Annotated in this window: 13 protein-coding genes, 1 tRNA gene and 1 pseudogene; 6 read left to right on the top strand and 9 right to left on the bottom strand. The window is 61.2% G+C overall.

Going from position 1 to position 19,030, the window contains the following annotated elements; all coding sequences use genetic code 11:
- Positions 1–908 (bottom strand): MobA/MobL family protein (locus AC1D2N_RS08415; RefSeq protein WP_477981082.1); only part of this gene is annotated, 908 nt, incomplete at its 3' end.
- Positions 909–1,206: 298 nt separating this feature from the next.
- Between AC1D2N_RS08415 and AC1D2N_RS08410 the strand changes: the two genes are divergently transcribed.
- Entirely contained in the window at positions 1,207–2,220 is a 1,014-nt protein-coding gene (locus tag AC1D2N_RS08410) for a nucleotidyltransferase and HEPN domain-containing protein (RefSeq protein ID WP_130651745.1), read from the top strand.
- Positions 2,221–2,264: 44 nt separating this feature from the next.
- Positions 2,265–2,446 (top strand): annotated as a pseudogene (locus AC1D2N_RS08405) (IS481 family transposase); the annotation flags it as partial.
- A gap of 117 nt (positions 2,447–2,563) precedes the next feature.
- Here AC1D2N_RS08405 and AC1D2N_RS08400 read toward each other — a convergent pair.
- Positions 2,564–2,640: transfer RNA gene (locus AC1D2N_RS08400), tRNA-His, on the bottom strand.
- 130 nt (positions 2,641–2,770) lie between these two features.
- The gene (locus AC1D2N_RS08395; protein ID WP_018244864.1) at positions 2,771–3,220 is read right to left on the bottom strand and encodes a phasin; all 450 of its coding nucleotides are present in this window, start codon (positions 3,218–3,220) and stop codon (positions 2,771–2,773) included.
- 213 nt (positions 3,221–3,433) lie between these two features.
- On the opposite strand from AC1D2N_RS08395, the gene AC1D2N_RS08390 reads away from it, so the two are divergent.
- Positions 3,434–7,231: an ATP-binding protein gene (locus AC1D2N_RS08390; RefSeq protein ID WP_130651744.1), complete on the top strand. Its 3,798-nt coding sequence runs from the start codon at positions 3,434–3,436 to the stop codon at positions 7,229–7,231.
- A 221-nt stretch (positions 7,232–7,452) separates the two neighbouring features.
- On the opposite strand, the gene AC1D2N_RS08385 is transcribed toward AC1D2N_RS08390, so the two are convergent.
- A complete protein-coding gene (locus AC1D2N_RS08385) occupies positions 7,453–9,405 on the bottom strand; it encodes an acetoacetate--CoA ligase (RefSeq protein ID WP_028733992.1) in 1,953 nt (650 codons plus the stop codon).
- Between the two features lie 276 nt (positions 9,406–9,681).
- Between AC1D2N_RS08385 and AC1D2N_RS08380 the strand changes: the two genes are divergently transcribed.
- Positions 9,682–11,574 carry an AsmA family protein gene (locus AC1D2N_RS08380; protein WP_028733993.1) on the top strand — a complete coding sequence of 631 codons (1,893 nt, stop codon included), beginning with the start codon at positions 9,682–9,684 and terminating at the stop codon, positions 11,572–11,574.
- An 89-nt stretch (positions 11,575–11,663) separates the two neighbouring features.
- On the opposite strand, the gene AC1D2N_RS08375 is transcribed toward AC1D2N_RS08380, so the two are convergent.
- From AC1D2N_RS08375 to AC1D2N_RS08355, 5 genes are all read right to left on the bottom strand, one after another.
- The gene (locus AC1D2N_RS08375) at positions 11,664–12,482 is read right to left on the bottom strand and encodes an ABC transporter permease (RefSeq protein ID WP_028733994.1); all 819 of its coding nucleotides are present in this window, start codon (positions 12,480–12,482) and stop codon (positions 11,664–11,666) included.
- Between the two features lie 3 nt (positions 12,483–12,485).
- Positions 12,486–13,397: an ABC transporter permease subunit gene (locus AC1D2N_RS08370; protein ID WP_115157041.1), complete on the bottom strand. Its 912-nt coding sequence runs from the start codon at positions 13,395–13,397 to the stop codon at positions 12,486–12,488.
- A 4-nt stretch (positions 13,398–13,401) separates the two neighbouring features.
- Positions 13,402–14,544: an ABC transporter ATP-binding protein gene (locus AC1D2N_RS08365; protein ID WP_012756109.1), complete on the bottom strand. Its 1,143-nt coding sequence runs from the start codon at positions 14,542–14,544 to the stop codon at positions 13,402–13,404.
- 95 nt (positions 14,545–14,639) lie between these two features.
- The gene (locus AC1D2N_RS08360) at positions 14,640–15,737 is read right to left on the bottom strand and encodes a polyamine ABC transporter substrate-binding protein (protein WP_018244858.1); all 1,098 of its coding nucleotides are present in this window, start codon (positions 15,735–15,737) and stop codon (positions 14,640–14,642) included.
- Between the two features lie 126 nt (positions 15,738–15,863).
- Positions 15,864–17,273: a helix-turn-helix domain-containing protein gene (locus tag AC1D2N_RS08355; RefSeq protein WP_113544477.1), complete on the bottom strand. Its 1,410-nt coding sequence runs from the start codon at positions 17,271–17,273 to the stop codon at positions 15,864–15,866.
- A gap of 190 nt (positions 17,274–17,463) precedes the next feature.
- Between AC1D2N_RS08355 and aceA the strand changes: the two genes are divergently transcribed.
- Both aceA and AC1D2N_RS08345 read left to right on the top strand, forming a co-directional pair.
- Positions 17,464–18,753, top strand: coding sequence for an isocitrate lyase (gene aceA, locus AC1D2N_RS08350; RefSeq protein WP_018445780.1), 1,290 nt, complete (start codon positions 17,464–17,466; stop codon positions 18,751–18,753).
- A gap of 21 nt (positions 18,754–18,774) precedes the next feature.
- Positions 18,775–19,011, top strand: a complete 237-nt coding sequence (locus AC1D2N_RS08345; RefSeq protein ID WP_018244855.1) for an SMc00767 family acetate metabolism repressor — start codon at positions 18,775–18,777, stop codon at positions 19,009–19,011.
- Positions 19,012–19,030 lie beyond the last annotated feature (19 nt).

Below are 19,030 nucleotides of genomic sequence, written 5' to 3'. Positions count from 1 at the left end.
TCGTCGACAGTGCGATGCAGCGCCTTGGCGATATCGCGCTCATCGAAGGTGGAGCGTTCATTGCTCAACTGCTTCAGCAGGAGCGCAGGATCTGCAAGCAGCCGGTCGGCCATCTCCTGGCGACGGGCAAGGTCGGCCGGAGCAAAATACATCTCCGCGTCCCTGCGGGAGAGGGCTGCCTTCTCCGGACCGAGATGTCTTTGCGCGATGCCATCGAGGCCCTGTTCGGCATAGGAGCGGCCATCGAGCCGGATCTCGTGACCGGCAAGCGCCAGGTGCCGGCTGGCCGTTTCCGCCCAGGCGATCTTCCACGCCTGCAAGGTTTCCTTGTCGCCGCCCCAGGACTTATAGACAATCCGACCAGTGGGCCGCCTGGCCGTGACAAAACGCAATGGCTCGCCATTCTCTCCCAAAACAGGAGCGTTTTTCGGCCCGAAGCCCTCCTCCGTCAGCGGTCTCACGGTCGTTAACAGATGGATATGCGGATTGCCGTCTTTGTCGTGATAAACCCAATCGGCGACCATTCGCTCGGACGTAAAGTTATCACGGACGAACTCGCGCACCAGCGCGATGTTCTCGGCCCGCGTCAGCTCTTCCGGCAACGCGATGATCAACTCGCGCGCCAGCCGCGCGTTTGCCTGTTTCTCGAAAGCTTCAACAGCATTCCACAGCGCTTCACTGGCACCAGCGACGGAACGCCCCTCGACCGCCGACCGCAGCCAGGCCGGCGTCTGATCCGGTAGGGCCAGTTCCTCGTGCACCAGTTCGGAAGCCCCGCCGCGATAGCTGAACGACGTACCGGCCTGTTCGTCCATCATCCTCGTGCGATGACGATAGGCGGCGGCCGAGACGATGTTGCGTCCCGCTCCCCTGCTGATCACCTGCGCTCTGACGAACATGATCGCCATGATTGTCCTCGCATATTCGGAGCAGTGCACCAACAAGCGACGCCGCTCTCTTGCAATGGTCAGGCCGAACGACGTTTTTGCGCCGGGTCCTTATCAGCTGCGACAAATAAGCAATTTAACTGATTTTTTCAAGATAGTATAATCGAATACTTAATTCACGCTTTGTTCGGGCTGTGCACGGCGTTCCGACTACGCCGCGATCAGACGGTACTTGTCCCTAAGCGACTGAAGTTTTTCATCAATCTCGAGCGTGGGTTGGCAACCGGATGAGACACAAGGGCAAAGCTGGAGTTGAGCGGTGCTAAATTTGCCAGTAGACGATATTGGATCTTTCGCCTATCGATTGCTCATGAAATCGTCGCTCGATCATATGCCGCTTCGCAAGCAGCGAGAACTCGGCCGGGTTCTCGAAATCCTGCACGAGGAATTCGAGGATGCGCTGAAGGAAGGTACGGCCGATTTCAAGAAGCGCGGCAGGATCCTGAAGATTCTCCTGTTCGGCTCCTACGCGAAGGGTGGATGGGTCGATGAACCCTTTACCATGAAGGGGTATCGCTCCGATTTCGATCTGCTGATCATCGTCAACAACCGCAAGCTCTGCGAATTCACCGAATATTGGCACAAGGCCGCCGACCGGCTGATCCACGAAGCCTCGATCGAAACGCCGGTTAGCTTCATCGTCCATTCCAGACGCGAGGTGAACACCTACCTCAAGGAAGGACAGTATTTTTTCTCCGATATCCGCAAGGAAGGCATCGTTCTCTACGAACTCGACGATGAGCCGCTGGCCGAGCCCGAGCCTCTTTCGGCGGAGGATCGACTGCGGTTGGCAAAAGAGATTTTTGAGCAAAGGTTTGCCGAAGCCACAACCATCCTGGAGACAGCTAAATTTCAACTCAGCAGGTCGGAAAGGACCGGGGACGCCTGGATAAATTGGTCGGCATTCAGCCTGCATCAATCGCTCGAACAAGCCTACTCCTGCGTCCTGTTGACCCTAACCAACTACGGCCCGCCATCGCACAACCTCAAGTTTCTGCGCTCGCTCGCTGAGGAGCAGGACCGCCGGCTGGCCGAAGCCTTTCCGCGTGATCAGCATCGTGAGCGCGCCTGGTTCAACACGTTGAACGAGGCATACGTGAAGGCGCGCTATTCGAAACATTTCGAAATTAGCGAGGAAGCGCTTGGCTGGCTCGCTGAACAAACTGCATTACTGCTCGAACTGGTCAAGACGGTTTGCGAAGGGCACCTGGAGGTCCTTAAAGGAATAGTTTGCAGCGACGTAGTCAAACGAGATTCGCTGTCATGCGGTTGACCAGCCGTATGAATGTAATTCGGCATCTCGGCACGACCGGCTAAAAAATTTTCAATTGCTACAAAGATGACGGCCTGGAGGCCGTGGCGGATCGGTCGCGACGGCCGAAGCATTGCGCCAACCACTCCGTGAACCGGTCGAGGCGATGATCATCTCGCAAAAGAAGCCGCATTGGGCTGCCAGGAAGATCAGAGAACTGCTGGTCAAGCGCGTGGCCGGCGATGTCGGCCTGCGGTCGAGCAAAGGACTTTGCGTCCGATCGGCAACCCGTTCGCCACGAGGTTGTCACTTATGTCTTAGGGACGCTCTGTTACCTATTTCTTCGATATGGACAAGTGGGAGATGGTACGGTTGGGGGGTCTCGAACCTCCGACCTCAGGTGCCACAAACCTGCGCTCTAACCAACTGAGCTACAACCGCATAAATCGCGCTTGGCGCGACGGGGGTCACATACGAGGACTTGGCGACGAATTCAAGCCCCATTCCTCGCCAATATACAAAAAGGCTGGACGCGAGGTCCAGCCTTTTATCTCCGATCGGTAAAAACCGATCAGGCAACCTTGAAGGAAGCCATGGCCTTTTCGGCGGCGTCCTTGGAGGGCTTTGCGAGCTTCTCGGCCACCTGCTTGGTGGTTTCCTGGATCGACTTCGCCTGCTCGACGGTGAGTTCGGCCTGCTTGCGGATGAACGAGGTCTGCAGCTCGAAGAATTCGGCAGGCGACTTGACGCCGAGCAGCGCTTCGAAGTGCGACAGCGAGTTCTCGGAATTGACGCGCAGGATGTCGATCGCCTTCAGGCCGATCTCGACCGAGCCGGCCTGAGCCGTCTGGACGGTGGCTTCGAGCGTCTTGCCGGCTTCCTCGCCGGCGGTCTTCAGCTTGGCATAGGCATCCTTCGACTGCTGAGCGCCCTTTTCGGCGAATTCACGGAAAGATTCCGTGAACTTGGACGGGTCGAAAGAAGCGATTGAAAAAACGTCGTCGGTCTTTATGGTAGCCATGGGTCGCATCCTTTGGGTTGAGGCAGCCGCTGCCTGCGTTTGTTGGATGATGCTTATATAAGACATTTCATTGTGCATTGCAACAATTATTGTGCGGCGCACAAGACGTTAACCTTTCCGGCCGAAAACCCCCTCCTCTTCTGGACCGGCATGCGCCCCGCAGTTATTAATAAGCCGTTAATTTAAGAAGGCCGACAGCGACAAGGTTCGAACATGCCCGCAGTCCAATATCCGTTCATCGATATCGCCGTGCATGCACGGGTACGGGAACGCTTTTCACGCGGCGAGGCCATGGTGCTGTTTTCGGCCGATCTTGCCCGTCTGCTCTGGGCGAACGGTGCAGGTGCCGAGCTTTTCGGCCATTCGGCTGTCTATGACCTGCTCGATCAGGGGGTCGACCGCGCCGACATCACCTTCCGCCAGCTGGAAACCGCCGCGCGCCAGCTGACCGATATCGGCGACAGCCGCAGCCTGATGATCCGCGTTGCCAAGGGCTTTCAGCGTGCGCAGGTACAGGCGGCTGCCGAACTGATCCGCCTTTCCCAGGGCGAAAAGGCCATCCTGTTTTCAGTGCCGATCTCGGCAAAGCCACTCGCGGCCGGCGCATCGGCGGCCCAGATGCTGCAGGGACTTGATGATCCCGACACACATATGGCGGTGATCGGCGCCAATGGCGAGGTCATCGCGGCCTCGCCGGGCTTTGCCTCGCTCGGGATCTCCGAGCAGACGGCAAAAACCTTGATCAACCTTGCCGGCGCGCATCCCGACCGGTTGGTGAAACGACCCGTCGCCACCAGCAGAGGCAATCTTCCGGCCGCCGTCGGCAAGCTCAGCGACGATCCGGCGTTCAATCTGCTTTTTGCCGTGGAGACTGCGATCGGTCATCTCGACGGGATCGATGCGCCCGCGCTCGACCCGGTCGATGCGCCCGCACAGGAAGAAAGCGTGCCGCCGGCCGAAGCGCTTCAGGACGAGCCTGTTGCCGCTACAGGCTTCACCGATATCATCGACGCGGTCTCGGGAATCGAAGAGGTCGAGGAGACGCTCGAGGAGATCGCCGGCGAAAGCGAACAGCCGGCCGGGACAGCTCTAGCATCCGCAGACGAGGCGGTTGACGATGGGCTGTATCCTGCCGCGGATGCGAAGCCGGAGAGCAACGAGAGCACGATCGACAGCAGCGCGGCTGAAGCCTCCGAGCCCGTCGCGGTCATCGAGGACGATTTGGCCTCCGTTGCCGATACGGTGGAACCGCCTGTTGAAGCCAGCGAAACGCCTATCGAAGAAACGCCGGAAGCGGTCCATGAACAGCCCGTCATCGCAAAGTCTGTGGTCGCCGACCTGCCCCCGCTTGCGGCTGAGCCCGGCTTCGTCTTCAGGCCGAACAGCCGCGCCACGCGCTTCGTCTGGAAAATCGACGCCGAAGGCCGGTTCAACGAGGTCAGCCACGAATTTGCCGAGGCCGTCGGTCCGCACGCCTCCGATATCATCGGATCTGCCTTCGGCGATGTCGCCGCCCTCTTCAATCTCGATCCTGACGGCAAGCTTTCCGAGGCGCTCGCCCGCCGCGACACTTGGTCGGGCAAGACGATCCTCTGGCCGGTCGAAGGCACCAGCCTCGTCGTTCCGGTCGATCTGGCGGCGCTGCCGACCTATACCCGCAACCGCGACTTCGATGGGTTCCGCGGCTTCGGCGTCGTCCGGCTTTCCGATGCCCAGGAAGATCCGCTGGCGCTCGGTCTGACACTCGGCCCTGATGGTATCGGCCATGACGCAGCGAGCCTCGGCCCACCTGCCGAAACCATTGCCGAGGTGGTAGATGAAGCGGAGACAGCGCTTGAAGAACCGCTGATCGAACCCGCCCTGACGCAAGAGGTCGAGGATCAGGCGCCGCAGACGGAGCCAGCGCCAGAAGAGATTGCCACCGAGCAGGTGGCCATCGAGACACCTGCCCAGGAAAGTGCAGCAGAAAAAGCGGAAGGCAGCGTCGATGCCGGCGACGTTTCCGCTGCAGAGCCCCCAGCCGATCTTCCGCAAGAGCCGCCGGCGCTTCGCATTTCGGAAACGCCCAATCGCCGTTTCTCCGACAAGATCGTTCAGCTCCACAACAGCGGTGCTGCGCTGACGGCCGCCGAACAGGCCAATTTCCGCGAGATCGCCAAGCGCCTCGAAGCCTTCGGCGCCAGCAAGGACGAGCCTGCCGTTCCGGCGCCGATAGAAACCGCCGTCACCGAAACCGCCGGCTTCGAAAAGGCCTCCGGACCCGAAGAGGTCGAGGCCGAAACACCCATCTCCGAGAAGGCGGAAACACTGTCGCTCGAAGAGGTGGCGGCGCAGGAGGCGATCTTCGAGAATGCCGTCGAGGCGCAGAGCGAAGACGACGACGCCACCGAAGAGCCTTCAGTCATCGCCGAAGACGAGGCAACGGAAGGGCTCGAGGAGACGGTCAGCCAGATCGAGGTTCTCACCAGCTTCATTCCGCCGCGCGTCAAGATGACGGACGGGCTTTCGGTGGGCACGGTCGACCAGTTGCCTGTTGCCGTGCTCATCCATATCGGCGATGCGCTGATCCATGCCAATCCGGAATTCATGCGGCTGACGGGCTACGATTCGCTCGAGGCATTGCGCGAGGTGGGCGGCATCGAAGCCCTGCTGCAGCGCCGTGAACTCGAGGAAAAGTCTGTCGGCACCGGCACCATGATACTTGTCAAGGCCGATGATACGCTGGCCCCGGTGACCGCGCGGCTACAATCGGTGCGCTGGGAAGACGCCAACGCATTGATGCTGGCGTTGATGCCGGTGGAAGGCAAGGAAGATGGCCGTGGCGAAGCAAACCGGTCCGAGGGCCGTTCCGAAGGCCGCCCCGAGCGGATGGTCGAGAAAGTCGCCAAGCTTCAAGTCGAAGTGGAGGAATTGCGCTCGATCCTGGAAACGGCGACCGACGGCGTCGTCGTCATCGGCACCGAGGGCGACATCCGCTCGATGAACCGGTCGGCCAGCGCGCTTTTCAATTACGACGAGCAGGAGACGCGCGGCAAACCCTTCGTCATGCTGTTTGCCCATGAGAGCCAGAAAGCGGTCATCGACTATCTGAACGGCCTCTCCGGCCATGGCGTGGCAAGTGTGCTGAACGACGGGCGTGAAGTGATCGGCCGCGAGGCCGCCGGCGGCTTCGTGCCGCTGTTCATGACGATGGGCCAGCTCACCTCCTCAAACGGCTATTGCGCCGTCATCCGCGATATCACCCAGTGGAAGCGCACCGAGGACGAGTTGCGCAACGCCAAGGGTGCAGCTGAAACCGCCAACGCCCACAAGACCGATTTCCTCGCCCGTGTCAGCCACGAGATCCGCACGCCGCTCAACGCCATCATCGGCTTTTCCGACATGATGGCGGGCGAGCGCTTCGGCCCGATCGGCCATCCGCGTTATATAGAATATGCCAACGACATCGGCCGCTCCGGCCGGCATGTGCTCGACATCGTCAACGACCTGCTCGACATTTCGAAGATCGAGGCGGGCGAGATGGATCTCGATTTCGATGCCGTCGGTCTCAACGAGGCGGTCTCCGAGGCCGTGGCGCTGATCCAGCCGCAGGCGAATGGCCAGCGCGTCATCATCCGCACGGCGCTGTCGCAATCGGTGCCCGATGTCGTGGCCGACCTGCGCTCGATCAAGCAGATCGCCCTGAACATCCTGTCGAACGCCATCCGCTTCACCCCATCCGGCGGGCAGATCGTCGTTTCCACATCTTATGAGGCCAATGGCAGCGTCGTCCTCAGGGTCCGCGATACCGGCATCGGCATGACGCGCAGCGAACTCGACCAGGCGATGAAGCCGTTCCGGCAGGTCTCCTCGACCCAATCGCGCCATCGCGGCGACGGCACCGGGCTCGGCTTGCCGCTGACCAAGGCGATGGTGGATGCCAACCGGGCAACGTTCTCGATCAATTCGACGCCCAACGAGGGCACGCTCGTCGAGATCACCTTCCCGTCGCAGCGGGTGCTGGCCGGCTGATCGGAGCGCAAAGAAAAGGCAGCCAGAGGCTGCCTAGAATTTGGTGCTGTTCAACAAGAGCTCAGTCGATCAACGTCATGTTTCGGAGGCTTGAAAGCCCCAGGCCGCCTCGTTCATGTGCGACCCCCAAGATGGCTTCACCTTTGACAAACCTTTCTTAACGAAAGGTTTCCATGACAGGAGATTGATAGAGGGTGAAAGCTTGTAGTTTCCGATCGCTGTCAATCCTTCAGTTCGCTTAGCCCGGCGAAGAGCCGCAGCGCCTCGGGATTGGCAAGCGCTTCCTGGTTCTTAACCGGCCGACCGTGAACGACCTCGCGAACGGCAAGCTCGACGATCTTGCCGGATTTGGTGCGGGGAATATCAGCAACCGCGATGATCTTCGCCGGCACGTGCCGCGGCGAGGCGCCGGTGCGAACACGCGTCTTGATCGCCTTGACGAGATCCTCCGTCAGCGTCACACCGGGGGCAAGGCGAACGAAGAGGATGACGCGCACGTCGTCGTCCCACTCCTGGCCGATGCAGAGCGCCTCGGCCACCTCCTCCATCTGCTCGACCTGATTATAGATCTCCGCCGTGCCGATGCGTACGCCGCCGGGATTGAGCGTCGCATCCGAACGGCCGTGGATCACAAGGCCGCCATGCTCCGTCCATTCGGCGAAGTCGCCGTGACACCAGACATTGTCGAAGCGGTCGAAATAGGCGGCGCGATATTTGGCGCCGTCGGGGTCGTTCCAGAACATTACCGGCATCGAGGGGAAGGCCTTGGTGCAGACGAGCTCACCCTTCTCCCCGCGCACCGGCTTGCCATCATCGTTCCACACGTCGACGGCAAGGCCGAGGCCGGCCCCCTGGATCTCACCGCGCCAAACCGGCTGCAGCGGATTGCCGAGCACGAAGCAGGAGACGATATCGGTGCCGCCTGAGATCGAGGCGAGCTGCACGTCTTCCTTGATGCCCTCATAGACGAAGGTGAACCCCTCAGGCGACAGGGGCGAACCGGTGGAAGTCATCAGCCGCAGGCTGGAAAGATCGTGACTTGCGCGCGGCGTCAGCCCGCCCTTGCGCACCGCGTCGATATATTTCGCCGAGGTGCCGAAGATGGCGAATTTTTCGGCCTCGGCATAGTCGAACAGCACGTTGCCATCGGGGGCAAAGGGCGAGCCGTCGAACAGGCAGAGCGTTGCGCCGCTGGCGAGACCGCTGACCAGCCAGTTCCACATCATCCAGCCGCAGGTGGTGAAGTAGAACAGCTTCTCGCCCGCCTGCAGGCCGCAATGCAGCCGGTGCTCCTTCAGATGCTGCAGCAGCGTGCCGCCGGCCGAATGCACGATGCATTTCGGCACGCCTGTCGTGCCTGACGAAAAGAGGATGTAAAGCGGATGCGCGAAGCCAAGCCGCGTGAATTCGACTTCCCTTGCCTCATAGGGCGCGACAAAGGCCTCGAGCGTTGAAGCCCCCGGCGTCTTGCGCGCCACTGCCTCCGCATCGCCGGCGTAGTGGACAATGACGGAGGGAATACCCAGACTTTTTGTGACGGTGGCGACCTTGGCGCCGACATCCTGCAGCTTGCCGGAATACCAATAGGCATCGCAAGCGATGAACAGCCTCGGGCCGATCTGGCCGAAGCGGTCGAGCACACCCTGCTCGCCGAAATCAGGAGAGCAGGACGACCAGATGGCACCGATCGAGGCGGCGGCGAGCATGGCGGCGACGGTCTCCGGCATGTTCGGCATCATGGCGGCGATGCGGTCGCCCTTGCCGATCCCGAGTGCTGCGAAGGCCTGCTGCAGCTTCGAGACCAGCGCGCGCAGCCGGTCCCACGACCAGCGGTCCTCGGCCTTGTCCTCGCCGCGGAAGATGATGGCATCGCCCTCACCGCGGCCAGACAGCAGGTTCTCGGCGAAGTTCAGTGTCGCGTCAGGAAAGAAGCGGGCGTCCAGCATGCGATCGCCATTGGCAAGCACCTCTACGCCGCGCTCTCCCTTCACGCCGCAGAAATCCCAGACGGTCGACCAGAAATTCTCCCGCTCGGCCACCGACCATGCGTGCAGCTCCTCAAAGCCAGAAAGAGAAAGCCCGAAATCGGCATTGCAGCGTTCCATGAAGGCATGGATCGGGCTTTTTGCAACGGCATCCCCCGAGGGCACCCAAAGTGGTCTGTTATCCTGCATTCAATCCTCCTCCCCAATGCCGTCTTTATATCATGCTGCATTGCATTATAAAGTGCGGAACCGACGCGATCCGTCGCCTGGAGCATGATGCCGAAAAGTGTGAGCGGTTTTCGGACGACATCATGCTCCAACTATTTAATTGAAAGTGCTACAGCGTCCTTTGCGCGTCTGAAAAGACGCGCGGCGCTGTATGGGATTTGCATATGCCCGATATTTCCTATATCCGCCGAATTCAGCGCATAACGGGATGACCGGCTGAATTTGCCGGCGGAGATCATGAGCACGTCAAGACATCGCAGGTGGCGCAGGAAGATCGGACCCGTTTCGCGCTGGCTTCCGGCCTTCGCCCGCCTGTCGACGGTATTCCTCCTGATAGCGCTCGCGCTTTTCGTAGCGCTCAGGGTCGCCGCACCCTATCTCATCTCGACCGGCTTCGTGCGCTCCGGCATCGAGGACGCGCTGTCGAAATGGACGGGCTACCATGCCGAGATCAAGGGCAGTCCGGTTCTCGAATTCTGGCCGACGCCGCGCATCACACTGAACCAGATCACCATCCGCCAGCCGCGCGAAAGCGGCGACAAGCTGCTCGGCAGTATCGAAAGCCTGTCAGCCGATTTCAGCCTCATCGATGCGTTGCGAGGCCGGACGAGCTTCCACGAATTCCACCTGGTGCGCCCCAACCTGGCGCTGACGCGCGACGAGAAAGGGCTGATCGACTGGAGTTATGCCGGCCTGCTCGCACGCGCGATCAACGGCGTACGCTCCGAAAACGGAGCTGAGGTGCTTGCTCGGGATCTCGATGCCGAGATCGGCGCAGTGACGGTCGAGGACGGGACGCTTGTGGTCACCGACATCAAGTCCGCCAAGACCTATCATTTCGATAGCGTCACCGCAGATATCGCCTGGCCGAGGCTATCCGGCGCGATCTCGGCGGTCGTCATCGCCCGCATCAACGGCGAGGACCTGAAGGTCGATTTCGCCTCGCGCCAGCCGCTGCTCGCCTTTGCCGGCAGGAATGCCGAGACCCGGACGTCGCTCACATCAAACCTGTTGACGGCGCACTTCCAGGGGATTGCCAGCATCGCCAGCCTTTCGGCCCTTTCCGGCAATATCACCGCCAGCATTCCCGATGTGCCGGCACTGCTGACATGGTCGGGCAAATCGATCCCCGGCATCGCAACGTTGAAGAGCGCTTCGCTGGAATCCGACATCATGTCGTCGGGCAACGGGCTGCGCTTCAACAATCTCAGTCTCTCGCTGAACGAAGCGAGTGCCACCGGGGTGATGGACCTTTTCACCCAACCCGGAAAACGGCCGAAGATCGGCGGCACGCTGGCCTTCGACCAGATGAACCTCAAGCCCTTCCTCGATGCCTTCGCCCTCAGGCTCGCCGCCGGCGAGGCGGAGGAAATCTCCGCCGGCATAACCGGGCCGCTGCGGCTGCTCGATGTCGACGTCAGGCTTTCGGCACGGCGCGCGCAGATGGGTCTCTTCGAGCTTTCCGACGTTGGCGCCAGCGTGATCGTTGCCGGCGGCGAAGCGAAATTCGATATTGGCGACAGCCAGTTCGAAGGCGGCGAGATGACCGCGCATCTGGAAGCGACGCAGCGCGACTTCGACGGCGGCGGCAGGCTGCAGCTGTCGATCCGCAATGCCGACTTCGCGGCCCTTGCAGAGCGCCTGCAACTGAAGGGTCCGCTGCCGCTTGCGACAGGATCGCTCGATCTCGACCTGCAGTCGCCGAAGGCGATCTGGACGACCGGCCTTGCCGACGTCACCGGCAAGCTGCACTTCTGGACCAGGGAAGGCACGATTCCCGGCATTGATGCTGCGGCATTGCGCACGCAGGCAGCCGAAAAGCCGTTCTTTCCGCTGAGCGCGGCAGCAGGCGGCGCCTTCGCCTTCAACCAGCTGAACCTGCAGGCCGATTTCGCCAACGGCACCGCCGAGATGCACGACGCCCGTATCGCCGGCGCCACTCAGACGCTGACGCTTTCCGGCGTCATCACCTATCAGTCGAACGGGCTGGCGCTTTCCGGATCGCTGGAGGCAACCGATCCTGCCAAGGCGGCGGAGCTGCCGCTTCTGCCGTTCTTCGTCGGCGGTTCATGGCCGAACCCGGTGATCTCGCCGGTTCCACTTTTCGGCAATACACCCCACGCGCAATGAAGCATGTCGCGCAAAAGCGTGCAGTGGTTTTGCGAGAACGACATGCGTAAAATGGAGACATAAAGCGCAAGGAGCACGCGCTTTAGACCTCACGCCCCTGCGGCGGCGGCGCGTTCGTCCCTCTGCCGCTGCGTTTCGCGGCGCTTGGTAATGATCGAGGCGCAGATGACGCCGAAGGCGACGATGCCGATCAGGATCGTGCACACCGCATTGATCTCGGGCGTCACGCCGAGGCGGACCTGGCTGTAGATCCTCATCGGCAGCGTGGTGGCGCCAGGCCCCGAGGTGAAGCTCGCAATCACCAGATCGTCAAGCGACAGGGTGAAGGCCAGGATCCAGCCGGAGAGCACGGCTGGCGCGATGATCGGCAGGGTGATCTCGAAGAAGGTGCGCACCGGCGGCGCGCCGAGATCCTGGGCAGCTTCCTCGATCGAATGATCGAAACTGAGCAGGCGCGACTGCACTACGACGGCGACGAAGCACATGGTCAGCGTCGTGTGCGCGAGCGTGATCGTCCAGAAGCCACGATCGAGACCGATCGCCACGAAGAGCAGCAGCAATGACAGGCCGGTGATGACCTCCGGCATGACGAGCGGGGCATAGACCATGCCCGAAAACAACATGCGGCCGCGAAAGCGGGTGTAGCGCACCAATGTCAGCGCCGCCATCGTGCCGAGGATGGTTGCAAACGTTGCCGACAGCAGCCCGACGCGTAGCGTCACCCAGGCAGCGTCGAGCAAGGCCTGATTGCTCATCAACGAGACATACCATTTCGTCGAGAAGCCGCCCCAGACGGTCACGAGTTTGGATTCGTTGAAGGAGAAAATGACGAGAAGCACGATCGGCAGATAGAGGAAAGCGAAGCCGAGCGTGACGGAGACGATGTTGAAGCGGGTCCATTTCAGCATGGCTTATTTCCCCCGCTCTTCGGCTTTGGCCTGGACATTCTGGAAGAAGACGATCGGGATGACCAGGATCAGCAACAGGATGGTCGCCACCGCCGAGGAGACCGGCCAGTCGCGATTGGAATTGAACTCGTTCCACAGCGTCTTGCCGATCATCAGCGTCTGCGACCCGCCGAGCAGATCGGGAATGACGAATTCGCCGACGGCCGGGATGAAGACCAGCATGCAGCCGGCCACCACGCCGGGGATCGACAGCGGGAAGGTGACGCGCCAGAAGGCGGTGATCGGCGGGCAGCCGAGATCCTGTGCGGCTTCGATCAGCGTGCCGTCCATCTTCTCGAGCGCCGAATAAAGCGGCAGCACCATGAAGGGCAGATAGGAATAGACGATGCCGATATAGACGGCGGTATTGGTGTTGAGGATGATCAGCGGCGTATCGATCAGGTGCAGCGACAGCAGCAGCTGGTTGAACAGGCCCTCCGGCTTGAGGATGGCGATCCAGGCGTAGACGCGGATCAGGAAGCTCGTCCAGAAGGGCAGGATGACGAGCATCACCAGCGTCGGCCGCAGGCCACGTGGCGCCTGCGCCATGCCGTAGGCGATTGGATAGGCGATCAGCAGCGTCAGGAAGGTGGAGATCGCGGCGATCACCACGCTCGACAGATAGGCGTTGAAATAGAGCGGGTCGTCGGTGAGGTAGGTGTAATTGTCGAGGGAGAATTCGCCGATCTTGCTTAAGAGGCCGGCCCAGCCGTCAGCGAAGGAGAAGACAGGCTCATAGGGCGGCATGGCGATCGCCGTCGTCGACATCGAAATGCGGAAGACGATGAAGAAGGGCGCCAGGAAGAAGAGCAGCAGCCAAGCATAAGGGATGACGATGACGAGGCGATTGTAGAGGCCGGACGTGAACTTCCCCATGATGTCAATCCTTCAGCAGGACGCCGGCATTCTCGTCGAAGGAGACCCAGACTTCCTGATCGTAGGTGAAGGGGTCGTCGACGGAGCGCTGCGCATTGAGCGACGAGGCCTTGACGACGTTGCCGCTCTGCAATTTCACATGGAAGACGGTCATGTCGCCGAGATAGGCGATATCCCAGAGTTCGCCTCTGGCGGCGTTGACGGAGGCGTTGGCGGGCGGCGTGCGCCCGACCCGCATCTTTTCCGGCCGGATGGCGAAACCGACGGCGCTGCCTGCAGAAGGTGTTTCGGCGGCGGCGACACGCACGCTGAAGCCGCTGTCGACTGATATCTCGACGGTGCCATTGCCCGATGAGGCGACCTTGCCGTCGAAGATGTTCACGTCGCCGATGAAATCCGCGACGAAACGGCAATTCGGCGCCTCGTAGATCTCGGCCGGCGTCGCCACCTGCACGACCTTGCCGTGACTCATGACGGCGATACGGTCCGCCATGGTCATCGCCTCTTCCTGGTCGTGGGTGACGACGACGAAGGTGAGGCCGAGATTCTGTTGCAGGTCCATCAGCTCGAACTGGGTTTCCTCGCGCAGCTTCTTGTCGAGCGCGCCGAGCGGTTCGTCGAGCAGCAGCACCTTCGGGCGCTTGGCGAGCGAGCGGGCCAGCGCCACGCGTTGGCGCTGGCCGCCGGAAAGCTGGTTCGGCTTGCGGGAGGCAAATTGCTCCAGCTTGACGAGCTTCAGCATCTGCAAGACGCGGTCAGTCATCTCGTCCTTCGCCATGCCGTCCTGTCTCAGGCCGAAGGCGATGTTCTTCTCGACCGTCATGTGCGGGAAAAGCGCATAGGACTGGAACATCATGTTGACGGGGCGCCTATAGGGCGGCGTGCCGGCCATGTCGGTGCCGTCGAGCACGATTTCGCCCGAGGTCGGCTGCTCGAAGCCGGCGAGCATGCGCAGAAGCGTCGACTTGCCGCAGCCGGAAGCGCCGAGCAGCGCGAAGAACTCGCGGTGATAAATATCGAGCGACAGGTTATCGACGGCGGTGAAATCACCGAAACGCTTGGTGACGTTCTTGATGGATATGAAGGGCTTGGCGGACGGATCGGTCCAAGGTGCGAAAGAGCGGCGAATATTGCCTAGAGACTTCATATTGTTCCCCGAAAATACATTCTTTTGCTCCCGGCTTCACCCGGCCGGAATCGTCAAAAAAAGACCCGGACGTTTCCGTCCGGGCCGTTATGCTATCATTGGCCGGTGACCACGGTGGTCCATAGCCGCGTCACGATCCGCTGCGTCTTCGGATCGAGCGGCGGAACGGTGAAGAGTTTCGCCATCACCTCGGGCGTCGGGTAGATCGCCGTATCGTCGAGGACCTCCTTGTCGAGGAACTGCTGCGACGCCTTGTTGCCGTTGGCGTAGAAGACGAAGTTCGAGGCCTTGGCGATCACTTCCGGCTTCATCATGTAGTTGATGAATTCATGGGCTTCTGCGACATGCGGCGCATCCTTCGGAATGCCGAAGACGTCGAAGAAGATCTGGGCTCCCTGCGACGGCACCGAATAATCGACCTTGACGCCGGCATTGGCTTCCGCGGCACGGTCGCGGGCCTGGAACATGTCGCCGGAATAACCGAGCGCGATGCAGATATCGCCGTTCGCCAGCGCGCTGATATATTCGGACGAATGGAACTTGCGGACGAAGGGACGGACGGCCGTGAGAACCTCCTGTGCCTTCTTGAGATCGGCTGGATCGGTGCTGTTGGGATTGAGCCCGAGATAGGCGAGCACCGAGGGCACGACGTCAGTCGGGGAATCCAGCATATAGATGCCGCAATCCTTGAGTTTCGCCGCTTTCGCCGGATCGAACAACGCGTCCCAATTGGGCTTGTCGTCAGTGCCGAGGGCCGCCTTGACCTTGTCGACATTATAGCCGATGCCCGTCGTGCCCCACATGTAGTCGACGCTGTATTCATTGCCGGGGTCGAAGGACGCCACGCCCTTCATGATGACGTCCCACATATTGACCAGGTTCGGCAGCTTCGACTTGTCGAGCTTCTGGTAGACGCCGGCGGCGATCTGGCGCTGCATGAAGGATACGGTGGGGACGACGACGTCATACCCCGAACCACCGGCCAAGAGCTTGGTTTCCAGCGTCTCGTTGGAATCGAAAGTGTCGTAGACGACCTTGATGCCGGTTTCCTTGGTGAAATCCTCGAGGATGGAACTGTCGATATAATCCGACCAGTTGTAGACGTTGACCACGCGTTCCTGGGCAAAGGCCGGAGCGGCAGCAAGGAGTGCGGTAACGGCGGCGGCTGTCACGCATAGAATGGTTGACCTCATGACTTCTCCTGTTTGTTCAAAGATTCCGCACCCCCGGACATCTTTTCCCTCTGGTTTTCCACGCAGACTAAGAAGGAATTTCACAGCCCACAAGCGCAAAATCCTGCGCCCTCAATGATTTCACAATCACTGGAAATCAAAGGCGCTGAGCCCCGCCACCATCTCATCGAGCCCGAGCGGTCTCGTCACCGGCGGCTCGGCCCGGGAAAGGCAGCCGCGTCGCTCGCAAAGGCGACATGCCGGACCGATCGTGACCGGATCGAGCGCCATCGCCTGCCCATAGACCACACCCTCGCCAAGGGCAGCGTCGCAGCCGATCAGGATCGCGGTGCGCCTGACCCTTTCGCCGAATTCGACGCTCGGTCCCTCCAGGGTGCGGGCGACCGTCAGGAAGGATGCCCCGTCCGGCATGACCACCGTTTCGGCAAGGATCTGGCCCGGCTGCAGGAAGGCGGCATGGATATTGAGCTTCGGACAGCCGCCGCCGAAACGGGCCTGCGGAAAGCCCTGGGCGCCTGCCCTGCGCAGCCGGTGGCCAGCGGCATCGATCTCGATCAGGAAGAAGGGAATGGCCGCCGCTCCGGGACGCTGCAGCATGGCAAGGCGCGCGGCGGCATGGCCGAAGGAGACGCCGAAGCGTGCACGCAGAATGTCGATATCGTAGCGCGTTGCCTTGGCGGCCGAAAGAAAGGCCTCGTAGGGCATTGCAAGCGCCAGTGCGGCGATGCGGGCAAGCTCGAAACGGGCGATGCGGCGTGCCTCGGCGGAGGAGAGCGAGAGATCGGCGAGCTCGGCATCGATTGCCGGCAGCAAAGCAAGGGTCGCAGCCTCGATTGATATCTCATGCGCGCGGTCGGCCTGTGACAGGCGCTCCGAGATGAAAAGCCGCATCGAATGGCGATCGAAACGGCGGCGCAGATCCGGCATCACGTGGACGGGCAAAACACGTACCGCGATGCCGCGCTCGGAACGCAGCCAATCCTTCAGCCCGGCAGCAAGATCGAGGCCGCCGGGGAGCGTCGCGGCAAAGGCTTCCGCCGCCGTCTCGATCCGTCCGAAATATCCAGACCTGCGCTCCAGCGTCTCGCGCACCTCGTCCAGCGGCAACCGGCCGGCGGCGACCGGTGCATGTCCTTCGGCGGCCATCAGCGCCGTCAGATCGGACAGCCTTGCCGCCTGCTCGCGATAGGCGCGATAGAGCTTGATCATGCCGCTCGCGGCATTGGGTGCTGCCTCGGCCACCTCCACCAATTCCTGATCGCCCGGCAACTCGCCCGACAGCAGCGGATCGACAAAGATCTCCTTGAGCTGATCGAGACTGCCGCCGGTCTGCCCCCGCAATTCCTCCAGATCGACCCTATAGACGCTTGCAAGCTTGAGAAGGAGCTGCACCGTCAACGGACGCTGGTTGCGCTCGATCAGGTTCAGGTAGGACGGTGATATTTCAAGCGCTTCGGCCATGGCGGTCTGCGTCAGCGCCAGCGCATTGCGGATGCGCCTGACTTTCGGGCCTGCGAATATCTTTCGTTCCGCCATGTCACACCCTTTGACAAGGAAGGAGCGCCATATTTACAAAATTTTACAAATTCACAGCGCCGCTCTGTCAATCCTCGTCATCTTAACCTCTTTCCAAGCAAGAAATCAAAGGTTTTTCTGGCCATATCGGCTCATATTGTCAATCTTGTCATGCAGCACCTTTGTCGGGCTTTTTAGTAAGGAGAGCAGCATGACGGATTTTTACAAGCTTGTTCCAAACGCAACAGCTGATCGTTTCGACGGCATCGAGAGACCGTACTCGACCGATGACGTGCGGCGGCTCAGAGGCTCGGTGGCGCTGCGCCATTCGCTGGCCGAAATGGGGGCGGACCGGTTGTGGCAGCTTCTGCACCAGGAGGATTTCGTCAATGCGCTCGGCGCACTTTCCGGCAACCAGGCCATGCAGATGGTGCGCGCCGGGTTGAAGGCGATCTATCTCTCCGGCTGGCAGGTGGCGGCCGACGCCAATACGGCATCGGCGATGTACCCCGACCAGTCTCTCTATCCGGCCAATGCCGGTCCGGAGCTTGCCAAACGCATCAACCGCACGCTGCAGCGCGCCGATCAGATCGAGACCTCGGAAGCCCAGGGACTTTCCGTCGAGACCTGGTTCGCACCGATTGTTGCCGATGCGGAAGCAGGCTTCGGCGGACCACTCAACGCCTTCGAAATCATGAAGGCCTATATCGAGGCGGGTGCCGCGGGCGTTCACTTCGAGGACCAGCTCGCTTCGGAGAAGAAATGCGGCCATCTCGGCGGCAAAGTGCTGATCCCGACGGCCGCCCATATCCGCAATCTCGACGCCGCGCGGCTTGCCGCCGACGTCATGGGCGTTGCGACGCTCGTCATCGCCCGCACCGACGCGGAAGCGGCAAAGCTGCTGACGTCAGACATCGACGAACGCGACCAGCCCTTCGTCGACTATGATGCCGGCCGCACGGTCGAAGGTTTCTATCAGGTGCGAAACGGCATCGAGCCCTGCATCGCGCGTGCCGTCGCTTATGCGCCGCATTGCGATCTCATCTGGTGCGAGACCTCGAAGCCGGACCTCGATCAGGCGCGGCGCTTTGCCGAAGGCGTGCACAAGGTGCATCCCGGCAAGCTGCTCGCCTATAATTGCTCGCCTTCCTTCAACTGGAAGAAGAATCTCGACGAGGCGACGATTGCGCGGTTCCAGCGCGAACTCGGCGCGATGGGCTACAAGTTCCAATTCATCACGCTCGCCGGCTTCCATCAGCTGAACTACGGCATGTACGAACTGGCGCGCGGCTACCGGCAACGGCAGATGTCGGCCTATTCCGAGCTGCAGCAGGCGGAATTCGCCGCCGAGGTCAATGGCTATACCGCGACCAAACACCAGCGCGAGGTCGGCACCGGCTATTTCGACGCCGTGTCGCTCGCCATCACCGGCGGCCGGTCTTCGACCACGGCGATGCACGGCTCGACCGAACATGCGCAGTTCAAACCGGCTGCGGAATAACTCGAAGAGGAGGAGATGATCATGGCATCCATCACACGCGTCAGGGAACGGGCCGAAGAGCAGGCAAGCAGCATGAGCGAGGATCAGCAGACGACGATCCGCATGCTCGCCAACGACCTGCATCGGCTGAACCAATCGGTCATGAAAGCCGTCGAGGCCGGCGTTTCGGTCGAACTGGTGCGCTCGGCCCGTCATCACGGCGGCGACGGTAACTGGGGTGACCTGCTGATCCCCATCGTCGTCACCAACCGGCATTGACGAAAAGCCGACCGTTGGC

The sequence above is a fragment of the Rhizobium sp. P1_B8 genome (assembly GCF_056406515.1).
Note: the sequence above shows the minus strand (reverse complement) of the source record. Positions and strands in the feature narration are given on the sequence as shown.